The sequence below is a fragment of the Herbidospora cretacea genome (assembly GCF_001570605.1).
GTDB classification, from domain to species: domain Bacteria; phylum Actinomycetota; class Actinomycetes; order Streptosporangiales; family Streptosporangiaceae; genus Herbidospora; species Herbidospora cretacea.
Window position 1 is genome coordinate 93,073 of record NZ_BBXG01000024.1, and the last position, 16,858, is coordinate 109,930.

The window sequence follows — 16,858 nt, forward strand, 5'->3', positions numbered from 1 at the left end:
CTCAGACCTCCTGTCGGCTGACCATCCGGGCGAACAGCTCGTTGGTGTCCATCAGCTCCTCGAAGGTGCCGTTGGCGACGACCCTGCCCTGGTCGAGTACGTAGATCCGATCGGCCTGCCGAATGGTGCTCAGCCGGTGCGCGATCACGATCCGGGTGATGTCGAGCTCGGCGATCCGGCGGCTGACCAGCGCCTGGGTGACGTTGTCCAGGGCGCTGGTGGCCTCGTCGAGGATGAGGATCTTGGGCCGTTTCACCAGCGCGCGGGCGATCAGCAGCCGCTGGAGCTCGCCGCCGGAGAAGGAGGCGTTGTCCTCGCTGATGATCGTGTGCATGCCCATGGGCAGCTTGGCGATGTCGCCGTCGAGGTCGGCCAGCCGGGCCGCCCGCCAGGCGTCCTCCTCCCTGGCACCGGGCACGTCGCCGACGATGTTCTCCAGCACCGACCCGCGCAGCACCCGGGCCTGCTGCATCACCACGCCGACCTGGGTGCGGACCCGCCGGAGGTCGAGGTCGCGCAGGTCACCGCCGTCGTAGAGGACCTGGCCTGTACGCGGCGGCTCGAACCCGAGCAGCAGCCGGACCAGCGTCGACTTGCCCGCGCCCGAATGACCGGTGACGGCGACGAACTCGCCCGGCCGGAACACCATCGAGACCTCTTCGAGGATCTGCTTTGCAGTGCCCGGATAGGCGAAGGAGACGTCGTTCAGCCGGACCATGCCGACGAGGTCGCCGGGGTCCTTGGCGCCGGGCGGGGTTTCGGGGGCCCGTTCCAGCAGCGGCTTGAGCCGTTCGAAGCGGGGCAGCAGCGCGAAGGCCGCCTCCACCGCCCGGCTCATCTGGCCGAGCGCGAGCACGAACTGCCCGAGCGCCACGGCAGCCACCACGAAGGAGGCGGCGGGCACGTTCAGGGACAGGCCGATGACCGCCAGGACGAGCAGCAGCAGGGGCTGCGCCGCCGCGCCGATCGCCGACGACACCGCCCGCTGCCGCAGGGACGCGGCGGCGGCGTGCTGCTGAGCGGCGAACAGCCGCGACCACAGGCCGAAGACCTGCGCCTCCCGGCCCGCCACATGGATCTTGTCGATGGCGCTGAGACAGGCGTACAGGAGCGAGTAGATCTTGCTGTACTCCTCGTGCAGGACCAGCTCGTGGCGCTGCTGGCGGACCGCGAGCCGGGCCAGCACGGCCAGCAGCAGGAGCACCCCGCCCAGCACGGCCAGCGCCAGCCGCCAGTCGACCGTCACCAGGATCAGCAGTCCGAGCAGCGAGAACACGCCCCCGAGGAGCGAGTTGACCGCGGCCTCGCCGAGCGCCTTGCGCATGTCGGCGACGGCGTTGGCCCGATGGACCAGGTTGCCGGTGCTGTACTGCGCGTAGAACGGCAGGTCGAGCGAGACCAGATGACTCCAGATCGCCGGTTCGAGCCGTTCCTGCAACCGGCCCTGCACCCGGACCAGGACCGAGTTCCGCACGGCGAGGAGCAGGGTGCTGGCCGCCACCGTGCCCGCGATGAGGGCCGCGATCCAGATCGTGGCGGGCAGGTCGGCCGGGTTCTGCGCCGAGCTCAGCAGGACGAACGTGAGCATCGGCACGCCGAGCGCGAGCAGCGCGGCGCCGCCTCCGGCCGCGAAGAGCCAGCCCAGTTCCCGCCCCGCCCCACGCAGCCCGAACCGCAGCAGGCCGAGCGGCGTGGTGATGCCGTCCTCAAGTGGCGGGTAGACCTGCCAGGCGGCCTCGCCGAGGGTCGCGGCCACCTCATCGTTGACGCGGCGCACGCCCTCGCCCGGATCGGAGATCAGGTAGCCGCCCCTGCGCGGCAGCAGCGCCACCGGCCGGCCGGTCTCCTTGACGAAGCCGACCATGGGGACGGTGGCCTTCTTCCACCACCGCTCCTCCAGGTGGACGCGGCGGTGCCGGGCCCGGGCCGCGTTCAGCGCGACGGCGAGCGGGTCGGTGGAGGCGGGGTCGATGGCGTGCGCGGTGAACCCGCAGTGGTCGCCCAGGGCCTTGACGACCTCCATGGCGCGGTCGGCGGCGGTCCGGGGGCTGGGCGGCGCCGGTGCGACACCCGCCGCGGCCGCGATGTCGGAGAAGGACCGCTGCAGAACGTCGCCCGAGGCCTGCGCCCTGGCCAGCCGCCAGTTCTCCCGGTCGGCCTCCTCCGCCTCGGCCAGCAGCAGCACCCGGGTCAGCGTTCCCCGGTGGAGTTCGCGCAGCTCGGCGTAGCTCGGCGGGGACTCGCCGCCGGGGCCGGTGAGGCGGCGCACCCAGGAGGAGACCGCGTTGTCGTCCCGCCGGACCCGGCGCACCGAGGTCCCCTCGGTGGGGGCCGCCGTGACGGTGTAGCCGCCGGGCAGGTCGGTCGCGGCGAACCCGTGCATGAGTTCGCCGCTCTCGACCCGGACGACCCGGTGGCGGGGGCCCCGGCCGTCGACGGGGGACAGCAGCACGTCCACCGAGCCGCTGACCACGGTCCAGCAGGCGTAGGGGTCGATCAGCTCGATCTCGCTGACGGGGTATCCGTTCATGAGGCTTCCTCGACGAGCGTGCGGTAGTGGCCGGGCACGGCGATGAGCTCGGCGTGGGTGCCACGCTGGACGACCCGGCCGTCGTCGAGCACGAGGATCAGGTCGCTCTCCCGCACGGTGGAGAGCCGGTGGGCGATCACCACGCTGGTGCAGCCCCGGGCCTTCACGTTCGCGTCGACCAGCGCCTCGGTCTCCGCGTCGAGCGCGCTGGTCGCCTCGTCGAGGACCAGCACCGACGGCGACAGCACCAGCGCCCGCGCGATCTCCAGGCGCTGCCGTTCGCCGCCCGACAGGTTCCGGCCCCGCTCCTGGATCCAGCCGCCCGACAGGCCGCCGCGGCGCTGGACCACGTCGGCCAGGCTCGCGTCGGTGAGGGCCCGGTGCAGCCGGTACTGCGGGATCGTCGGGTCCCAGAGGGTGAGGTTGTCGGCCACGGTGCCCTCGAACACCTGGAGGTTCTGCTCGACGTACCCGACGGACGTGGTGAGCGTCTCCCGGGGCCACTCCTCGCGCGGCACGTCGTCGAGCAGGATCTCCCCGTCCCACGGCCTGACCGCGCCGGTGAGCAGGCGGGCCACGGTGGACTTGCCGCTGCCGGTCCGTCCGACCACGGCCACCCGCTGGCCCGGCTCGGCGCGGAACGACAGGCCGGTGATGACCGGGCCGCGCTGGCGGTCGTAGCCGAAGGAGACGTCCCGGAACTCGACCACGCCGCGCAGGCCACCGGTGCCGTCGGGAGTCGACGGCGGGGCCGCGTACTGCGGGTCGAGGTCGGCGATGACGGCGTCGTCGTACATGCTGGTCTGCGCGATGGCGATCTGCGCCTCGGCGCCCAGGCCTACCAGAGCGGTGACCGGCACCAGGAACGCGCCGACGAGAAGCTGCGCGGCGATGACCGTCGGCATGGTCACCTCGCCGTTGGCCATCAGCACCGCGCCGGTGATCACCATGGTGGCGCCGGCGAGCGAGCCCAGCGCGGCGGGCACCGCGAGCAGCGCCTGCGTCACCCGCATGAGTTCCTGCGTCGCCGACAGCGCCCGCGCCGACAGGCCCGCCCACTTGGCGAAGAACCAGCCCTCGGCGCCGTCGGCCTTCAGCGCCTCGGCCATCGAGATGCCGTTGAAGGCCATGCTGTCGCGGCGGTGCTCCTCGAACAGCAGTTTCTGCTGGTGCGGCGCGCTGGCCCGGCTGACCGCCCGCATCGCCAGCAGGTTGATCGCCGCCAGCACGCCGGCCACCAGCGCGAAGGCCGGATGGAAGGAGAACAGGATCACCGAGTGCAGTGACATGGTCAGCACGGCCGCCACGGCGACGGCGGCCCGGTCCGACAGCAGGATGGCCAGGCCGGCGCCGAAGGAGGTCTTCATGACCAGGCCGCCGATCATCCGGCGGTGGAAGAAGTCACCCGGCAGCCGCAGCAGCCGCCACATGTAGCGGCCCGACAGGTCGGCCGCCATCGCCGTCTGCACCGCGCCGAGCAGCCGTTGCTGCACCCACGTCCCGACGAGGGTGAACCCGGCGCAGGCCAGCAGCCCGAACAGCACCGGCGCGGACCAGGACGGGTCGCCCGCGATGAAGACCTCACCCAGCAGCAGCCGGGTGAGCAGTGACGTGGCCACCGCGGGGAGGGCGAGCACGAAGGCCATCACGGCGATGGCGAGCAGGGTCGACAGGTACGGCCGCACCTTCTCCAGCGCCGACCGGACCAATGGGAAGCGTTTACCACGCGGGATGAAACCCTCGCCGGGACGCGGCACCAGCACGATCCCGCTGAACCGCTTCCTGAAGTCCTCCCGGCTCATCCGGATCCGGCCGACGGCGGGGTCGTTGATGTACGCCCACCGCTTCCGCATCCCCTCCAGCACCACGAAGTGACGGCGGTCCACGTAGATCATCGACGGGACGGGGCGGGTCTCCAGCTCGTCGGCCTCCAGGCGGAAGCCGGTGATGTCGAAGCCGTACTCCTCGGCCGCCCTCTTCAGCCCGGCCCCGGAGAGGCCGTCCCTGCCGACCCCGGACCGCTCCCTGATCTCGTGCAGGGGAACGCGCAGGCCGTGGTAGGCGAAGATCATGCTGAGGCAGGCCGGCCCGCAGTCGGCGTCCTCCATCTGCGGGCGGCGCTCAGTGCGGACCGGGCGCGGCTTGGTCTTCGTCTTCGTCTTGGTCTTGGTCTTCGTCGCGGTCTCAGCCATGACGCGTCTCCCCGGGGAACAGCACATCCACCGGGCGGACGACGTCGACGGTGATCTCCCCGTACACCGGGGTGAGGGTGGCGCCCGGCCAGGCGGGGCGGTCGAGGTCGACGGTCACGACGAAGCGGCCGTCGGCCTTGAGGGCGTCGCCGTAGAGCGGGCGCAGCCGGTCGCCGGTGGCGGGATAGGGGTCGACGGCGCTGACCCGGCCCGTCACGCCGCCGACGGCGACGGCCTGACCGGCGGTGAGCGAGGCGATCCGGTCGTGGCCGACCACGAGCAGCGCGCGCAGCGGCCCGGTGGCGGGGTCGACGACGGCGACCGCACCGCCCGCGGCCAAGGCGGTCCCCGGCGCGGTGGTCCTGAGCACCCGCCCGCTCGTCACGCTGGTCACGACCCGCCGGGCCCCGTGGGCGTCGGCGACCACGCCCAGCGCCGTCCCCGGGGCCACGTCCTGCCCGGCCCGGACGAAGACCTCGGCCAGGCTGCCGGACACGGGGGCGGCGACCGGCACCGGCCCGCTCCCCGTCACCAGCACACCCTGCGCCGGCACCACGTCACGGACGTGCCCGAGCCACATCCACGACGCCCCGGACCCCGCGAGCAGGATGAGCGCGACCGCGGCGAGCCACGCCTTGGTCCGCACGGAGGAGACGAGCTGGTCGATCCGCTCGCCTCCCAGCGTCTCGACGGCGGCCGTGCTCATTTCACGGCCGCCGACGGCCAGCAGAAGCAGAAGGTGATGCAGGGCGGCGGCGCCGCGGACGCGCTGAACGTCTCGACGTCGGCCTCGCCGACCGGCGTCGGCGGCAGCGCCGGTGCGAGCGTCCCGGCGGGCAGATGGATGTCGTACTCGGCCAGGACGGCGGCGGGCTCGGACTCGTAACGCAGCCGCAGGCCGGGGTCCGACCAGGACCGTGCGGTGAATTCGCCGAATGCTCTGCGCTGGGCGATGGTCCAGCCGATCGTGTCTACAGTCATCACAGGTCTCCCGCGGCGTGATATGAGATGCTTCAAAGGCGGGGTGGTGGGCATCTGGACTGCCCACCACCCGGCGCCGTTTCGAGTCGTCAGTTGCTGAAGCAGCCGGTGGGACAGCTCACGGTGCCGATGGTGCTGAGGGCGGCACCCGCCGACGCCTCCAGGCTCTCCAGGTCGAGGGCCTGCTCGGGGCGTTCGGGCAGCTCGGGAATGGGAAGGCCGGCCGGCCAGTCGATCCCGGCGGCGGCGAGCGCGGCGCGCGGGTCGAGCGCGAATTCTTCTCTCAACGTCTCGTCCGACCAGGCGCGGGCGAAGAACCGGGCGAGCTGGGTGCGGAGTTCGGTAGGCGGTGTCGAGTCTTCCGGCATGCTGTCACCTCGTCAGGCGGCTCCGGGTCGGCTCTCCCCGGAGGTTGGGAAGGGGGACCGCCTGTGACGTCAGTTTTGCCAGTGACCCCTAAGCCAGCCAGAACACGCCATCACGGACATTTCGTGATATTTATCATTTACGCAGGTCAGCGGGCCTATTGCTGCACACGGTGTGCGAATTCCCGCATCTCCCGCTGCGCCTCGACCGCGATGTCGTGGATGCCGTGCAGCTGCTTCCTGAGGATCTCGGTGTTGCCGTCGCCGTCGCTGAGGATACGGAAGCCCTGCTGGGCGATGGCGTTGAGACGGCTGCCGAGGATCCCCTCCAGCTCCCCCATCGCCCGTGCCCGCTGGGCCGCCACCTCCGCCGCGACCAGCTCGGCCCGGGTCTCGTAGAGGACCCGCGCGGTCTCCGCGAAATGCGTCAGCGCCGCCAGCGGCACCGCGGCCACCGCCACGGTGAGGATCCAGGACAGGGCCGTCATGAGGTCGTCTCCCAGGGCGAGGGACTTGACCAGTTCCAGCAGGAGCACCAGTCCGAAGGCCGGCAGCGCGTACCACCGGGAGAGAAATCCCAGCACGGTCGCGGCCAGGAAGATGCCCGCCCCGGCCCACCAGGCGCCCAGGAGCGGCAGCGGAAGATAGACGATGACCGCCGACGCCGCGACGAACCGCCACCGGTGACGGCTGCGCCCCAGATAGCCGGACCACACGTAGAGGGCGATCACGGCGACCGTCAGGATCACCGCGGGGATCGCGCGGACGGGAGGATCCTGGACGTAGTGGGCGACGGTACGGGCCATCAGGAACAGCGCGAAGGCGATGACGGCGGCCCGCCCGATCCGCACCTCAAGCGGCGCGGGAACGGCCGTCCGTGATCCGGAGTCTCCCGAGTCACTCACAAACGGATCATGACAACCCGTCTCAGAGAAGGCAACGGGTACCGGCAAGACAGGCTTTCGGGTGTCACTCGGCGGCGAATGCTCACATGATGCTCGCGTTCATCCCCGTGGTGACGGCACAGGGGTAGCAGACGCCGCAGGAGCTCGCGACGCCGGCCGCCGACTCCAGCTGCTCGATGGAGAACTCGCCCTCGGGCTTGGCCGGCAGCGGCGGGGTCGGGACGCCCGCCGGGATCACGACGCCGTACTCGGCGAGCACCTCACGGGGCCGCACCTCGTAGCGAGCCTTGAGCTCCTCGTCCGCCCAGGCCGCGACGATCAGCTGCGCGAAGTTCTTGCGGTCCCCGTCACCGAGGACGTGGATGCTTTCAGCCATGGGGGCACTCTCCTCTTCCGGGCCTCTTCTTACATATCCATGCTTCGTCGAATTCGCCGGCCCCGACAGAGGCAATCCACATATGTGGTTCATGACAATCGTCACCTGGCCTCCGTGAGAACGCACGCGAAAACGGCCCGCCCGGACCGCGCCGTTCAATGGCGCGGCGGGCAGGCCGTTCCGTGACAGGAATCTCCCGGCGACAGGTCAGGCGTCGAAGCAGAAGAAGGTGCCGACCGTCTCGGTCAGGGTGCCGATGGTGCCGATGGTGCCTTCCTTCGCGGCGCCGGCCGCGGTCTCGAGCTGCTCGACGGAGAACTCGCCCTCGGGCTTGGGGGGCAGCGGCGGGGTCGGGACGCCCTCGGGGATGACGACGCCGTACTCGGCGAGCAGCTCGCGGGGCTCGGCCTCGTAGCGGGCGTTGACCTGGTCGTCCGACCACGCGGCGGCGACCAGGCGGGCGAACTTCTTGCGGTCCTCGTCACCGGGAACGAAAACGCTCTCAGTCATCAGATCTCTCCTTTTGACACCACGGCGCACGGCCGAGCTTGGACGGATCCGGAGCGGGCATCTGGACTGCTCGCTCCCCCTTGTCACAAATTGAGAATCGCCGGTTCGGAGCTACCGCAACAGAATCAATTGACATCTGCCATTCATGACAATCATCACATCGGCTCGGAGAAGACAAAAGAAGGCCCGCCCAGGTCTATGGGCAGGCCTTCTCTGGTTTCGCCGTGGCGAATTGTCGGCCGCTGCAGCCGAAAGTGCCGATCCTCCGGCGGAAGCGGACACGCATCAGGATTCGCCATCGTCACCCGGGAAGACCAGAAACGACTGACACCAATGACATGTGACGATTGTCATGAGACGGCGATGACGCCCCGGAGATGGCGCCAGGCGAGTTCGAGCACGGCGGCACCCGCCGCCTGCATGGGCTCGCGGGTGACGTACCGGCGCACCGACTCCTCGTCGAACGGGACACCCACGGTGGCGTGGCCCTCGTCGTTGTCGCCGGTCATGGTGCCGAAGAGGGCGTCGAACAGGGTGGCTTCGAAGACGGTGACGGCGAGGATGTCGGTCGCGAAGGTGAGCGGGTCGACGCCGATGCCCAGCACGAGGGGGCGCACCTCGGCGAGCGACCGGTAGAACGGCCACTTGTCGTAGTCGAAGCTGGGGTCGTAGTGCTCCGAGCGGCCGAGGAACTCTTCGGCGTATTCGCGGACGACGCATTTCCACAGGTCGAAGTCGTCGCCTGTGGCCGGTTGGAAGACGCCGACCGGCATGACCTGGAACAGGCCGCCGCCATGAGCGACCTTCGACGGGTCGCGCCAGTGCAGGACGAACGTCGTCTCGCCGGTTTCGCTGTCGTGGCGCAGGGTCAGCATCGAGATGGCGGGGTGCGCGGGGCGGGCCCGCAGGTCGGTCGGGTCGGTGACCAGGGCGCGGAACGGCAGCTCAGGAGCGAACGCGGCGTGACCGCTCGACGGCGATGCGCCCCTGGATTCCGCTTCACGCCGCAAGGCGGCTGCCGCGAACTCGTGGGCTGCCGCCTCGCCGACGTTGACGGCGTCGAAGTACATGCCGCTGGTGAAGGTCAGCGCCGGCCACGAGACGTCGAGCAGGCGGTAGCAGGGGCGGTTCTCGAACAGTTTCGGGCGGTCGTGGGCCGCCATGGCCTCCGCGTAGGTGTCCGTGCCGGGTGGGAGCGTGGTCTGGGGTTGCTCATCGGTCCAGCGCAGAACCACGTCGCGCAGGTCGAGGGGTTCGGGTAGTGCCCAGGTTCGGCGGGTCAGCAGTCGCGTCGAGCCGACCCTCGGGAGGGTTGGGTACAGCAGATCCGCCTGCCGGGCGAGAGCGTGACGGTTGGCGTTCAGGTAGCGGCGTTCGTCGCGCCAGGAGTTCACCTGGGCAACACTAGGTGCCCGATGCGCCGGGCAGCGCTGAGACAGACAAGCCTGCACCGCACGCTGACCGATGCGCAGGCGGGCGCGCCATCGCCGAGCGGTCACCAGGCGCCCTGCACCTGTGTCCCCGGCTCGTCCCTGCGTGCGACATGTGTAAGGGCTCCGGCAGGGGGATCCGGAGCCCAGAGCGACCTGCGGCCAGCAGTGGCCCGCGTCATGCATCCGCCGAAACGACAGGCGTCAGATCACACGCGATCAGCCGCGATCAGCAGATACTGGAAGCTCCCGTTCTTGTAAGCGTTCAGGAACGCCTCCTCGATCCCCGTCACCAGGTGGGACTTGGCCCGGAGTTCCCAGTAGGGGATGGTCGCGGCCGTGAGGTCGACCACGCTCACCGGGACCAAGCGGTTGTTGGCCATCTCGCGGAAGTACTGGCTCCGGGGATGGATGTCGCAGATGTAGTGGGCGTTGATCTGGCTGATCGCCTTCGACGGCAGGCCGTAGGCGTCGTTGTAGCAGCCGGTGATGGTGACGTAGCGGCCCCCGCGCGCCAGCAGGCGCGAGTGTTCCTTGAACAGCAGGGCCAGCTCGACGTACATGGTGCTCTCGTTGTTCCAGATCGCCTGGTAGGCGCCCGTCTCGAAGCCGGTGTCGAGCATGTTGCGCAGGTGGAAGCGCACCCTGTCGTCGACACCTCGGATCTTGGCCTGCTCGTTGGCGAACTCGACCTGCGACTCGGAGATGGAGATGCCGTCGACGTGGCAGCCGTACCGGAGATTGGCGACCAGTGACGAGCCGCCGCGGCCCGAGCCGGCGTCGAGGAGGCGGTGGTGGGGTTTGATGTCGCCGAGGTGGCTCAGCAGGAAGTCCGACTGGGCCGACTCCAGGCGGTGGAGCTCCCTCGTCATGCGTTCCTCGCGCGTCTCCGCCGGTCCCTCCAAGACCGACTCGTCGACGTCTCCGATGCCGTAGTGGTGGTGGTAGATCCCGTCGACCTCGCCCAGGCGGAGATTCACCGGGTTCTTCTCGGTGTTCCAATAATCAGCCACGGAGCGCTGGTAGTCGCTTTGGGTGATCGTCACCGAAAGAAATCCTTTCCCTATTTGTATCTGTCGCTGGATCCATGCCATTCGAGACAGCCGGCCATCCAGGCCTGGGCGCCGCGCAGAAAACGGTGGAGTTCCGTGGAGGGAACGGCGGACAGCGCTTTCTGGCTGGCCTCGAATCCCCGGACGAAATCGTTGTGGAGGGCAACGGTCCGTTCGGTCGCTTCGCGGACGGAGCATTTCTCCTCTGCGGCGATGAGCAGCACCACATTGGAGTCGGGCAGTTCGTCGGCGGCCTCCTTCTCCGCCGAATAGAGGTCGTTGACGAGGACGCTGGCGGTGCCGGCCTGCATGAGCGCCGTGTGGAACCGCCGGTCGGCGAAGAGGTTGGCGGGCAGCTCGTATTCACCGACCACGTCGATGAGGACCATGGAGGTGTAGAAGCTGTCGTGCTGACGGGCGGCCAGGTACCGCCACACGGGGGGCGGCGCCTCGAAGTAGCGCCAGGCGGCGTAGGCCGTCCAGCTCACGAACATCTGAGAGGTGATGCCGCACGCCCGCATGATCTGTGACGGCGTCGCGTGGCGGCTCAGGTGGGCCGTGGCCGACCGCAGCGCGACCAGGACCGGATCGGCGTTGATCGCCTCTTCGAGCTGCACGGTGTAGCCGCCGGCCGGTGGCGGCGGGTCCATCGCCGACGTGACCAGGGCCAGTCTCGGGGGCAGTTCCGTCGGGGTGGCGCCCAGGTCGGTCTCGTCGGCGTAGTAGTCGTCGGCGGCCCACCAGGCGGCGTTCATCTGGGCGGCGATCAGGATCTGGTCGGGCTCGTCGGTGTCGGCGTGGGCCAGCGTCGCGAGACGGCCGAACCCGGTGTCGCGGAAGGTGTCGATGCGGCCCTCGTGGAGGCCGACGCTCTCGGCCCACGCGACCAGGCGGCGATTGACCTCTTCCCCGAGGGGCTCGTTGATCCGGACCGTTTCCGGGACGTAGAGCGGCGGGTGGCTGCCGTCGCCCCATTCCCTTTCGCGGTAGGGCAGCGGGGTGGCGCCGTAGCGGCGGACCACCAGGGTGGGATCGAGGGAGGGCGACGGCTCCTGGTGGCCGTCGACCGGGTGGGCGGAATTCTCAGGCGGGTCGATGACGGGGAGCCGGAAAGCGGTCGTGCCGAGACCGGTCGGGCCCGGCAGGCGGCTCAATGGAGTTTCGCTGGACTCGGGCATCAAGCCCCCTCCTGGAATTCTTTTTCGGTACGTCTTCCATCAATAGATGAATGCATGATGTGGCCCCCGAAAAAGAAATCCCCTGCCCCGTCCCCGCGCCAATACTAAAGGCCACCCCACGGTCACGCAATGGTCATCCATTACGCCCGGCATATACCGATATCAACTAATATTCGGCTCATTCAGAGCCACACGACGATCCCCGTCAGGCCGTTGAGGACGGCGGCCACCCCCGCCCGGACCGCCGCCGCGCAGCGTTCCGGCGTGAACGACCCCGGGTCGTACGTCGACGACGCCCCCAGCCCCTCTCCCCGGAACGACGCCCCCCGCCAGTCGACCGAGGTCACGTTGTGGGTGGGTTCGGCCAGTTCGGCGCCGACGACGAGGAACTGCTGGGACAGGTGGCTCGCGGTGACCAGGGCGAGCGGGTCGACGAGGTCGTTGCCGGCGCTGACGATCAGGTCGGGCTTCAGGTCGAGGGCGCGGGTGACGGCGGGCACCAGGTCGTGGGGGTCGGTGACGACGACGGTGCGCAGGTCGGCGTCAACCTCGCCGGACCAGTTCTCGACCGCTTCGACCAGGTTCCTCGTCGGCTGGTCGGTGCCGTGGGTGACCAGGACGACGCGGTAGCCCGCCGACGGGTGGACGGCCGACCAGGAGCCCGCGTCCGGGGTGATAGTCGCCTCCGGGCGGGGTGACGTGGAGACGAACCCCGGGCCCAGCGCGCCGACCGCGCTGGGCACGGGGTGAGGCTCGGACCAGTCGGCGCCGCAGCCGGCCAGCAGCAACAGGGCGGTCGCGAGGGCCGCGGTGCGGAGCATGGTCATCGACCTCCGGGTGTTACGGGTGGTGCGCGTACATCCTGCTATCCGCTTTCAACCGTTTTGTAGTTGTCAGGGTGGTTCTGTGGTTATTTAGCGATCCGTTCGACTCCTGTTCACACATGGCGAGGAATGTGCTCTCTCGCAACGTAAGGAGTCTCATGTCCCATCTAGCCCGCCGGATCGCCCTCGGGGTCGTCGCGGCGGCCATCACCCTGCTGAGCTGCGCCGCCCCGGCCGCCGCCCACGGTTTCACCTCCACGGTCTACGTCGACGTCACCGCCGGGGAGCCGGGCCACGTCCTGACGAAGCTGGAACTCGAGTACGACCTGTACGTCGTCTCCACCGCCGACACCGAGAAGAACGACCCCCTGTTCAAGGCCGGCACCGCCGCCTTCGACGCCCGGGACACCGAGGCCCAGGCCGCCGCGCTCGACCGCTACGCCGACTCAGCCGTCGCCTACGTCACCAAGCGCTTCGCGGTCACCGCTGAAGGCGCGCCGTGCGCGCCGGCGAGGTCGGGCGGTTTCACGATCGGGATCCGCGAGGACGTGCCGTACGCGAGCCTGCTGCTGGACTGGGCCTGCCCCGAGGCGGGCGAGCACGAGGTGCGCAGCGCGCTGTTCCCCGACGCCGAGACCTTCGTCAAGGACACCAAGACGATCGTCACCTACGACCTCGGCGGGATCTCCGGCAGCGCCGCGCTCGACCGGGCCAACCCCCAGTTCTCCACCGCGCTCCCCTGGCACGAGCGGGCCTACGAGTTCTTCCTGCTGGGCGCCGAGCATCTGCTGTTCGGGCTCGACCACGTGCTGTTCCTGCTGGCCCTGATCGCCGGGTCGCGGAAGCTGCGCGAGGTCGTGCTGGTCGCGACCAGCTTCACGCTGGCGCACTCGGTGACCTTCCTGCTGGCCGCGCTCGGCGTCGTGAGCGTGCCCGCGAGCGTCGTGGAGCCGGTCATCGCGCTCTCCATCGCCGTCGTCGCAGCGTGGCACCTGTGGCAGCTCCGGCGGCCGGTCGCCCTCGGAGATCGCTTCATCGAGGCAGATTCACGGCGCGAGCCGCAGCCCGCCTTCGGCAGGCCGCGTCTCGCTCTGGATCGTTCCGGGTGGACCCGGCTCGGGGTGGTGTTCCTGTTCGGGCTCGTGCACGGCCTCGGGTTCGCCGGCGCGCTCGGCATCCAGGAGGCGTGGTCGTGGACGCTGCTGTGGTCGCTGCTGGTGTTCAACGTCGGCATCGAGGCTGTTCAGCTCGGTCTCATCGCGCTGATCTTCCCGCTGCTGAGCCTGCTGCGGCGGCGCTCGCCGGTCGCCGGGCGCTGGGCCACCGGGCTCGTCGCCGCCGGTGTGGCCGTCATGGGGCTGCTCTGGTTCGTCGAGCGGACCTTCTGGAACAGTCCATAGCTCCGCAAGCCGGTTGTCACGATCAGTTAACCGGACAGGTCCACCCTTTGTGCCGCTTGTGTACATTTTCGTAGCAAAAGGAACAAGCAATGACATTAGTGACACGCGTGGCCACTGGCGCCACCGCGGCGCTCCTGGGCCTCGCTGTGGCCCTGAGCAGCGCCACGGTGCCCGCGGCCGCGGCGGACGCCGCCACGCTCACCGGCATCGTGCTGGGCGTCGGCGCCGACCAGGCCCAGCGGACCGTGACCTGGTACTCCTCGGCCGACTCTGCGCAGAAGGTGCAGGTCGTGCCGACCGAGCAGGTCGTCAACGGCGAGTTCCCGGCCAACGCCGCCACCTTCGACGCCGTCGGCGGGGCGAACATTTCGGGTGGCCAGTTCAACCGGCACGCCACCATCACCAACCTCCAGGAGTCGACGGCCTACTCGTACCGGGTGGGCGCCGACGGGAACTGGTCGCCCGCCTACGCGTTCAAGACGCAGAAGTTCGAGGGCGACTACGACTTCCTGTTCTTCGGCGACCCCCAGATCGGCTCCTCCGGCGACACGTCGAAGGACCAGGCCGGCTGGGTCGACACCGTGAACGTCGCGACCGCCGCCAACCCCGACGCCGAGCTCCTCGTCTCGGGCGGCGACCAGGTCGAGACCGCGGGCACCGAGACGCAGTGGGACGCCTTCCTCGCGCCCGACGGCCTGCGCCGGTACCCGTGGGTGGCCACCATCGGCAACCACGACGTGGGCAGCAAGGCGTACGAGCAGCACTTCACCGTTCCCAACACGGACCGGTCGGGCTCGCTGTACGCCAACGGCAACCCCGCGTCGAACACCTCCGGCGGGAACTACTGGTTCATCTACAAGGACGTGCTGTTCATCGACCTGAACAGCAACAGCTACGCCACCACCCAGGGCGGCGGCGGTGACGCGGCCCACGTCAAGTACGTGACCGACGTCATCAACCAGCACGGCGACGAGGCGAAGTGGAAGGTCCTCGTCTTCCACCACGCGATGTACTCGCCCGCCTCGCACGCCAAGGATGGGGACGCCAAGCTGCGGCGGGTCGATTTCCCGACCGCGTTCTCCAACCTCGGCGTCGACCTGGTGCTGCAGGGCCACGACCACAGCTACTCGCGGTCGTACATGATCAAGAACGGTGCGAAGGCCAACGCCGCCGAGCAGCCCGGCGCGGCCGAGGTCGAGGCCGGTCCCGGCGGTGTCCTGTACGTCACCTCGAACACGGCCTCCGGTTCGAAGTACTACGACATCTCCGCGCCCGACGGCTCCGCCTCCACCGGCAACGGCAACGGCCCCGACCCGCTGAACCCGTCGAGCTACTGGTACAACTCGGTGCAGAACCAGGAGCACGTCCGGACCTACATCAAGGTCGGCGTCCGCCAGGACAAGCTCGTGGTGGAGAACCTCCGCAGCGGCACCTGCGCGGCCCCGAACGCGGCGGTCGAGCGGGGTCTGTCCTGCGACAACGACCCGGCCGCCAAGCCGGTCGGCTCGACCGTCGACAAGGTCACGATCAAGCCCTACAACGGTGAGGGCCAGGCCCTCCAGGTCACCGTGCCGAACGCCGCCCCGGGCGAGTTCGGCTGGACCATCGACGGCTACAACGGGCTGGTCAACCTCGGCACCGCCGAGGAGAAGAACGGCGACCACTTCGAGGCCGCCGGCTCGATCAACCCGATCGTCGTGTCGGACAACCGCCGCACCCAGGCCCCCTGGTCGATCTCGGCCAGCGTCAGCGACTTCGCCGACGCGGGCAAGACCTTCTCCGGCTCGTACCTGGGCTGGGCTCCGAAGGTCGTCGAGGCGGGCGCCGGCGCCAAGGCCGGCAACCCGGTCGTGTCCGGTTTCGACGACAACGGCCAGGGCCTCGCGAAGTCGCGCGGCCTCGGCGCGGCCGACCAGGGTCACCCGAAGGGCGTCGCCAAGCTCGGCGCCGACCTGACCCTGAAGATCCCCGGCAACGTGGAGAACGGTGGCTACCGCGCCACCCTGACCATCACCGCGCTGTCCAGCTAGTCACGTGGGTGGGCGCCCGGCCGGGCGTCCACCCATCTAAGGATTTGAGATGCGCCTGTTCCGTACGGCCCTGGCCCTGCTGTCCGCCTGCGCGATCATCGCGCCCACGGCCGCCCCCGCGCTCGCCGACGACGGCGACGTCGCCTGGACGGTCCGGACCGGCAGCGGCAGCTTCGGCGACGACCGCTCCAGCTTCACCTACTCGATCAACCCCGGCGCCCGCCTGGACGACGGCATCGTCGTCGCGAACCGGGGCAAGACCCCCCTGACTCTGGGCGTGTACGCCTCCGACGGCTATACCACCGACACCGGCCGCCTCGACCTGCTGGCCAAGGACAAGAAGTCCGTCGGCATCGGCGCCTGGGTCCACGCCGCCCGGGGCACCGTGACGATCAACCCCGGCGCGACCGCGAAGGTCCCCTTCGCCGTGAGCGTCCCCAGCAACGCCCCGCCCGGCGACTACGTAGGCGGCATCCTGACCTCGCTCACCCAGGAGGGCGCCGCCGAGGGCATCAACGTCGACCGCCGCCTCGGCATCCGCGTCAAACTCCGCGTCAGCGGCGCGCTCAAGCCGAACCTGACCGTCGAGGACCTGAGGATGGACTACGCGGGGACGTTCAACCCGTTCGGCTCGGGCGACGCGACCATCAGCTACACGATCCACAACACCGGCAACGCCGTCCTGTCGGCCCGGCAGACCACATCGGTCGCGGGCCCGTTCGGCTGGGCGTCGGCCGACGCGGGCGAACTCGCGCCCCCGCCGGAACTGCTGCCCGGCGAGAGCTGGCGGATGTCGGTGCCGGTGCGCGGAGTCGCCCCCGCCTTCCGGCTGGCGGCCACGACCGTGCTCATGCCCCTCCTCACCGACGCCTCCGGCGCGACGACCTCCCTGGCCCCGGTGTCGGTGACGGCCGACGCGTGGGCGCTGCCGTGGACCCAGCTCGCGCTCCTGGTCGCGCTGATCGCGATCGTCGTGGGGTGGTTCGTCCTGATCCGGAGGCGGAAGACGCGGCGCAGGGACCGCGAGGACGCCCGCGTCCGGGAGGCCGTCGAGGCGGCGCTGCGAAACGCCGGGTAGCCCGGCA

The 16,858-nt window shown here is 69.9% G+C and carries 15 protein-coding genes; 3 read left to right on the forward strand and 12 right to left on the reverse strand.

All coding sequences use genetic code 11. The annotated features are described in order from the left end of the window. Window position 1: 1 nt before the first annotated feature. The 12 genes from AW270_RS33115 to AW270_RS33170 all read right to left on the reverse strand — a co-directional run bounded on the left by AW270_RS33115 (window position 2) and on the right by AW270_RS33170 (window position 12,340). Window positions 2-2,530 carry an ATP-binding cassette domain-containing protein gene (locus AW270_RS33115; RefSeq protein WP_061300073.1) on the reverse strand — a complete coding sequence of 843 codons (2,529 nt, stop codon included), beginning with the start codon at window positions 2,528-2,530 and terminating at the stop codon, window positions 2-4. After that, window positions 2,527-4,722 carry a cysteine peptidase family C39 domain-containing protein gene (locus tag AW270_RS33120; RefSeq protein ID WP_061300074.1) on the reverse strand — a complete coding sequence of 732 codons (2,196 nt, stop codon included), beginning with the start codon at window positions 4,720-4,722 and terminating at the stop codon, window positions 2,527-2,529. The genes AW270_RS33115 and AW270_RS33120 overlap by 4 nt, the downstream gene beginning before the upstream one ends. Further along, complete coding sequence (locus AW270_RS33125) at window positions 4,715-5,428, reverse strand: biotin/lipoyl-binding protein (RefSeq protein WP_061300075.1); 714 nt, start codon at window positions 5,426-5,428, stop codon at window positions 4,715-4,717. Before AW270_RS33125 ends, AW270_RS33120 begins: the two co-directional genes overlap by 8 nt. Continuing rightward, complete coding sequence (locus tag AW270_RS33130; protein ID WP_061300076.1) at window positions 5,425-5,703, reverse strand: hypothetical protein; 279 nt, start codon at window positions 5,701-5,703, stop codon at window positions 5,425-5,427. Before AW270_RS33130 ends, AW270_RS33125 begins: the two co-directional genes overlap by 4 nt. 89 nt (window positions 5,704-5,792) lie before the next feature. Next, window positions 5,793-6,071 (reverse strand): hypothetical protein, encoded by a 279-nt coding sequence (locus AW270_RS33135; RefSeq protein WP_061300077.1) that lies wholly within the window; start codon window positions 6,069-6,071, stop codon window positions 5,793-5,795. Between the two features lie 155 nt (window positions 6,072-6,226). Further along, entirely contained in the window at window positions 6,227-6,973 is a 747-nt protein-coding gene (locus AW270_RS41950) for a hypothetical protein (RefSeq protein ID WP_157522988.1), read from the reverse strand. A gap of 82 nt (window positions 6,974-7,055) precedes the next feature. After that, a complete protein-coding gene (locus tag AW270_RS33145; RefSeq protein WP_061300079.1) occupies window positions 7,056-7,349 on the reverse strand; it encodes a hypothetical protein in 294 nt (97 codons plus the stop codon). A gap of 207 nt (window positions 7,350-7,556) precedes the next feature. Continuing rightward, the gene (locus AW270_RS33150) at window positions 7,557-7,859 is read right to left on the reverse strand and encodes a hypothetical protein (RefSeq protein WP_061300080.1); all 303 of its coding nucleotides are present in this window, start codon (window positions 7,857-7,859) and stop codon (window positions 7,557-7,559) included. Window positions 7,860-8,209: 350 nt separating this feature from the next. Next, the gene (locus AW270_RS33155; RefSeq protein ID WP_061300081.1) at window positions 8,210-9,253 is read right to left on the reverse strand and encodes a hypothetical protein; all 1,044 of its coding nucleotides are present in this window, start codon (window positions 9,251-9,253) and stop codon (window positions 8,210-8,212) included. A 245-nt stretch (window positions 9,254-9,498) separates the two neighbouring features. After that, entirely contained in the window at window positions 9,499-10,383 is an 885-nt protein-coding gene (locus AW270_RS33160; protein WP_061300082.1) for a geranyl diphosphate 2-C-methyltransferase, read from the reverse strand. Beyond that, on the reverse strand, window positions 10,353-11,519 hold the full coding sequence (locus tag AW270_RS33165; protein WP_061300083.1) for a family 2 encapsulin nanocompartment cargo protein terpene cyclase: 1,167 nt from the start codon (window positions 11,517-11,519) through the stop codon (window positions 10,353-10,355). Before AW270_RS33165 ends, AW270_RS33160 begins: the two co-directional genes overlap by 31 nt. Before the next feature lie 182 nt (window positions 11,520-11,701). Continuing rightward, complete coding sequence (locus AW270_RS33170) at window positions 11,702-12,340, reverse strand: type 1 periplasmic-binding domain-containing protein (RefSeq protein ID WP_169807405.1); 639 nt, start codon at window positions 12,338-12,340, stop codon at window positions 11,702-11,704. Between the two features lie 161 nt (window positions 12,341-12,501). On the opposite strand from AW270_RS33170, the gene AW270_RS33175 reads away from it, so the two are divergent. From AW270_RS33175 to AW270_RS33185, 3 genes are all read left to right on the forward strand, one after another. Continuing rightward, window positions 12,502-13,743 carry a HupE/UreJ family protein gene (locus AW270_RS33175; RefSeq protein ID WP_061300085.1) on the forward strand — a complete coding sequence of 414 codons (1,242 nt, stop codon included), beginning with the start codon at window positions 12,502-12,504 and terminating at the stop codon, window positions 13,741-13,743. A gap of 89 nt (window positions 13,744-13,832) precedes the next feature. Continuing rightward, window positions 13,833-15,773: a purple acid phosphatase family protein gene (locus AW270_RS33180; protein WP_061300086.1), complete on the forward strand. Its 1,941-nt coding sequence runs from the start codon at window positions 13,833-13,835 to the stop codon at window positions 15,771-15,773. A 49-nt stretch (window positions 15,774-15,822) separates the two neighbouring features. Further along, complete coding sequence (locus tag AW270_RS33185; RefSeq protein WP_061300087.1) at window positions 15,823-16,851, forward strand: WxL protein peptidoglycan domain-containing protein; 1,029 nt, start codon at window positions 15,823-15,825, stop codon at window positions 16,849-16,851. The last annotated feature ends 7 nt before the right edge of the window (window positions 16,852-16,858 follow it).

What these genes read in the sequence shown, in the direction of transcription:
- AW270_RS33160 (WP_061300082.1), bottom strand. Translation starts at nt 10,383, where the DNA reads ATGGCATGGATCCAGCGACAGATACAAATAGGGAAAGGATTTCTTTCG.
- AW270_RS33185 (WP_061300087.1), top strand. Translation starts at nt 15,823, where the DNA reads ATGCGCCTGTTCCGTACGGCCCTGGCCCTGCTGTCCGCCTGCGCGATC.
- AW270_RS33150 (WP_061300080.1), bottom strand. Translation starts at nt 7,859, where the DNA reads ATGACTGAGAGCGTTTTCGTTCCCGGTGACGAGGACCGCAAGAAGTTC.
- AW270_RS33135 (WP_061300077.1), bottom strand. Translation starts at nt 6,071, where the DNA reads ATGCCGGAAGACTCGACACCGCCTACCGAACTCCGCACCCAGCTCGCC.
- AW270_RS33115 (WP_061300073.1), bottom strand. Translation starts at nt 2,530, where the DNA reads ATGAACGGATACCCCGTCAGCGAGATCGAGCTGATCGACCCCTACGCC.
- AW270_RS33180 (WP_061300086.1), top strand. Translation starts at nt 13,833, where the DNA reads ATGACATTAGTGACACGCGTGGCCACTGGCGCCACCGCGGCGCTCCTG.
- AW270_RS33130 (WP_061300076.1), bottom strand. Translation starts at nt 5,703, where the DNA reads ATGACTGTAGACACGATCGGCTGGACCATCGCCCAGCGCAGAGCATTC.
- AW270_RS33145 (WP_061300079.1), bottom strand. Translation starts at nt 7,349, where the DNA reads ATGGCTGAAAGCATCCACGTCCTCGGTGACGGGGACCGCAAGAACTTC.
- AW270_RS33170 (WP_169807405.1), bottom strand. Translation starts at nt 12,340, where the DNA reads ATGCTCCGCACCGCGGCCCTCGCGACCGCCCTGTTGCTGCTGGCCGGC.
- AW270_RS33125 (WP_061300075.1), bottom strand. Translation starts at nt 5,428, where the DNA reads ATGAGCACGGCCGCCGTCGAGACGCTGGGAGGCGAGCGGATCGACCAG.
- AW270_RS33165 (WP_061300083.1), bottom strand. Translation starts at nt 11,519, where the DNA reads ATGCCCGAGTCCAGCGAAACTCCATTGAGCCGCCTGCCGGGCCCGACC.
- AW270_RS33120 (WP_061300074.1), bottom strand. Translation starts at nt 4,722, where the DNA reads ATGGCTGAGACCGCGACGAAGACCAAGACCAAGACGAAGACGAAGACC.
- AW270_RS33175 (WP_061300085.1), top strand. Translation starts at nt 12,502, where the DNA reads ATGTCCCATCTAGCCCGCCGGATCGCCCTCGGGGTCGTCGCGGCGGCC.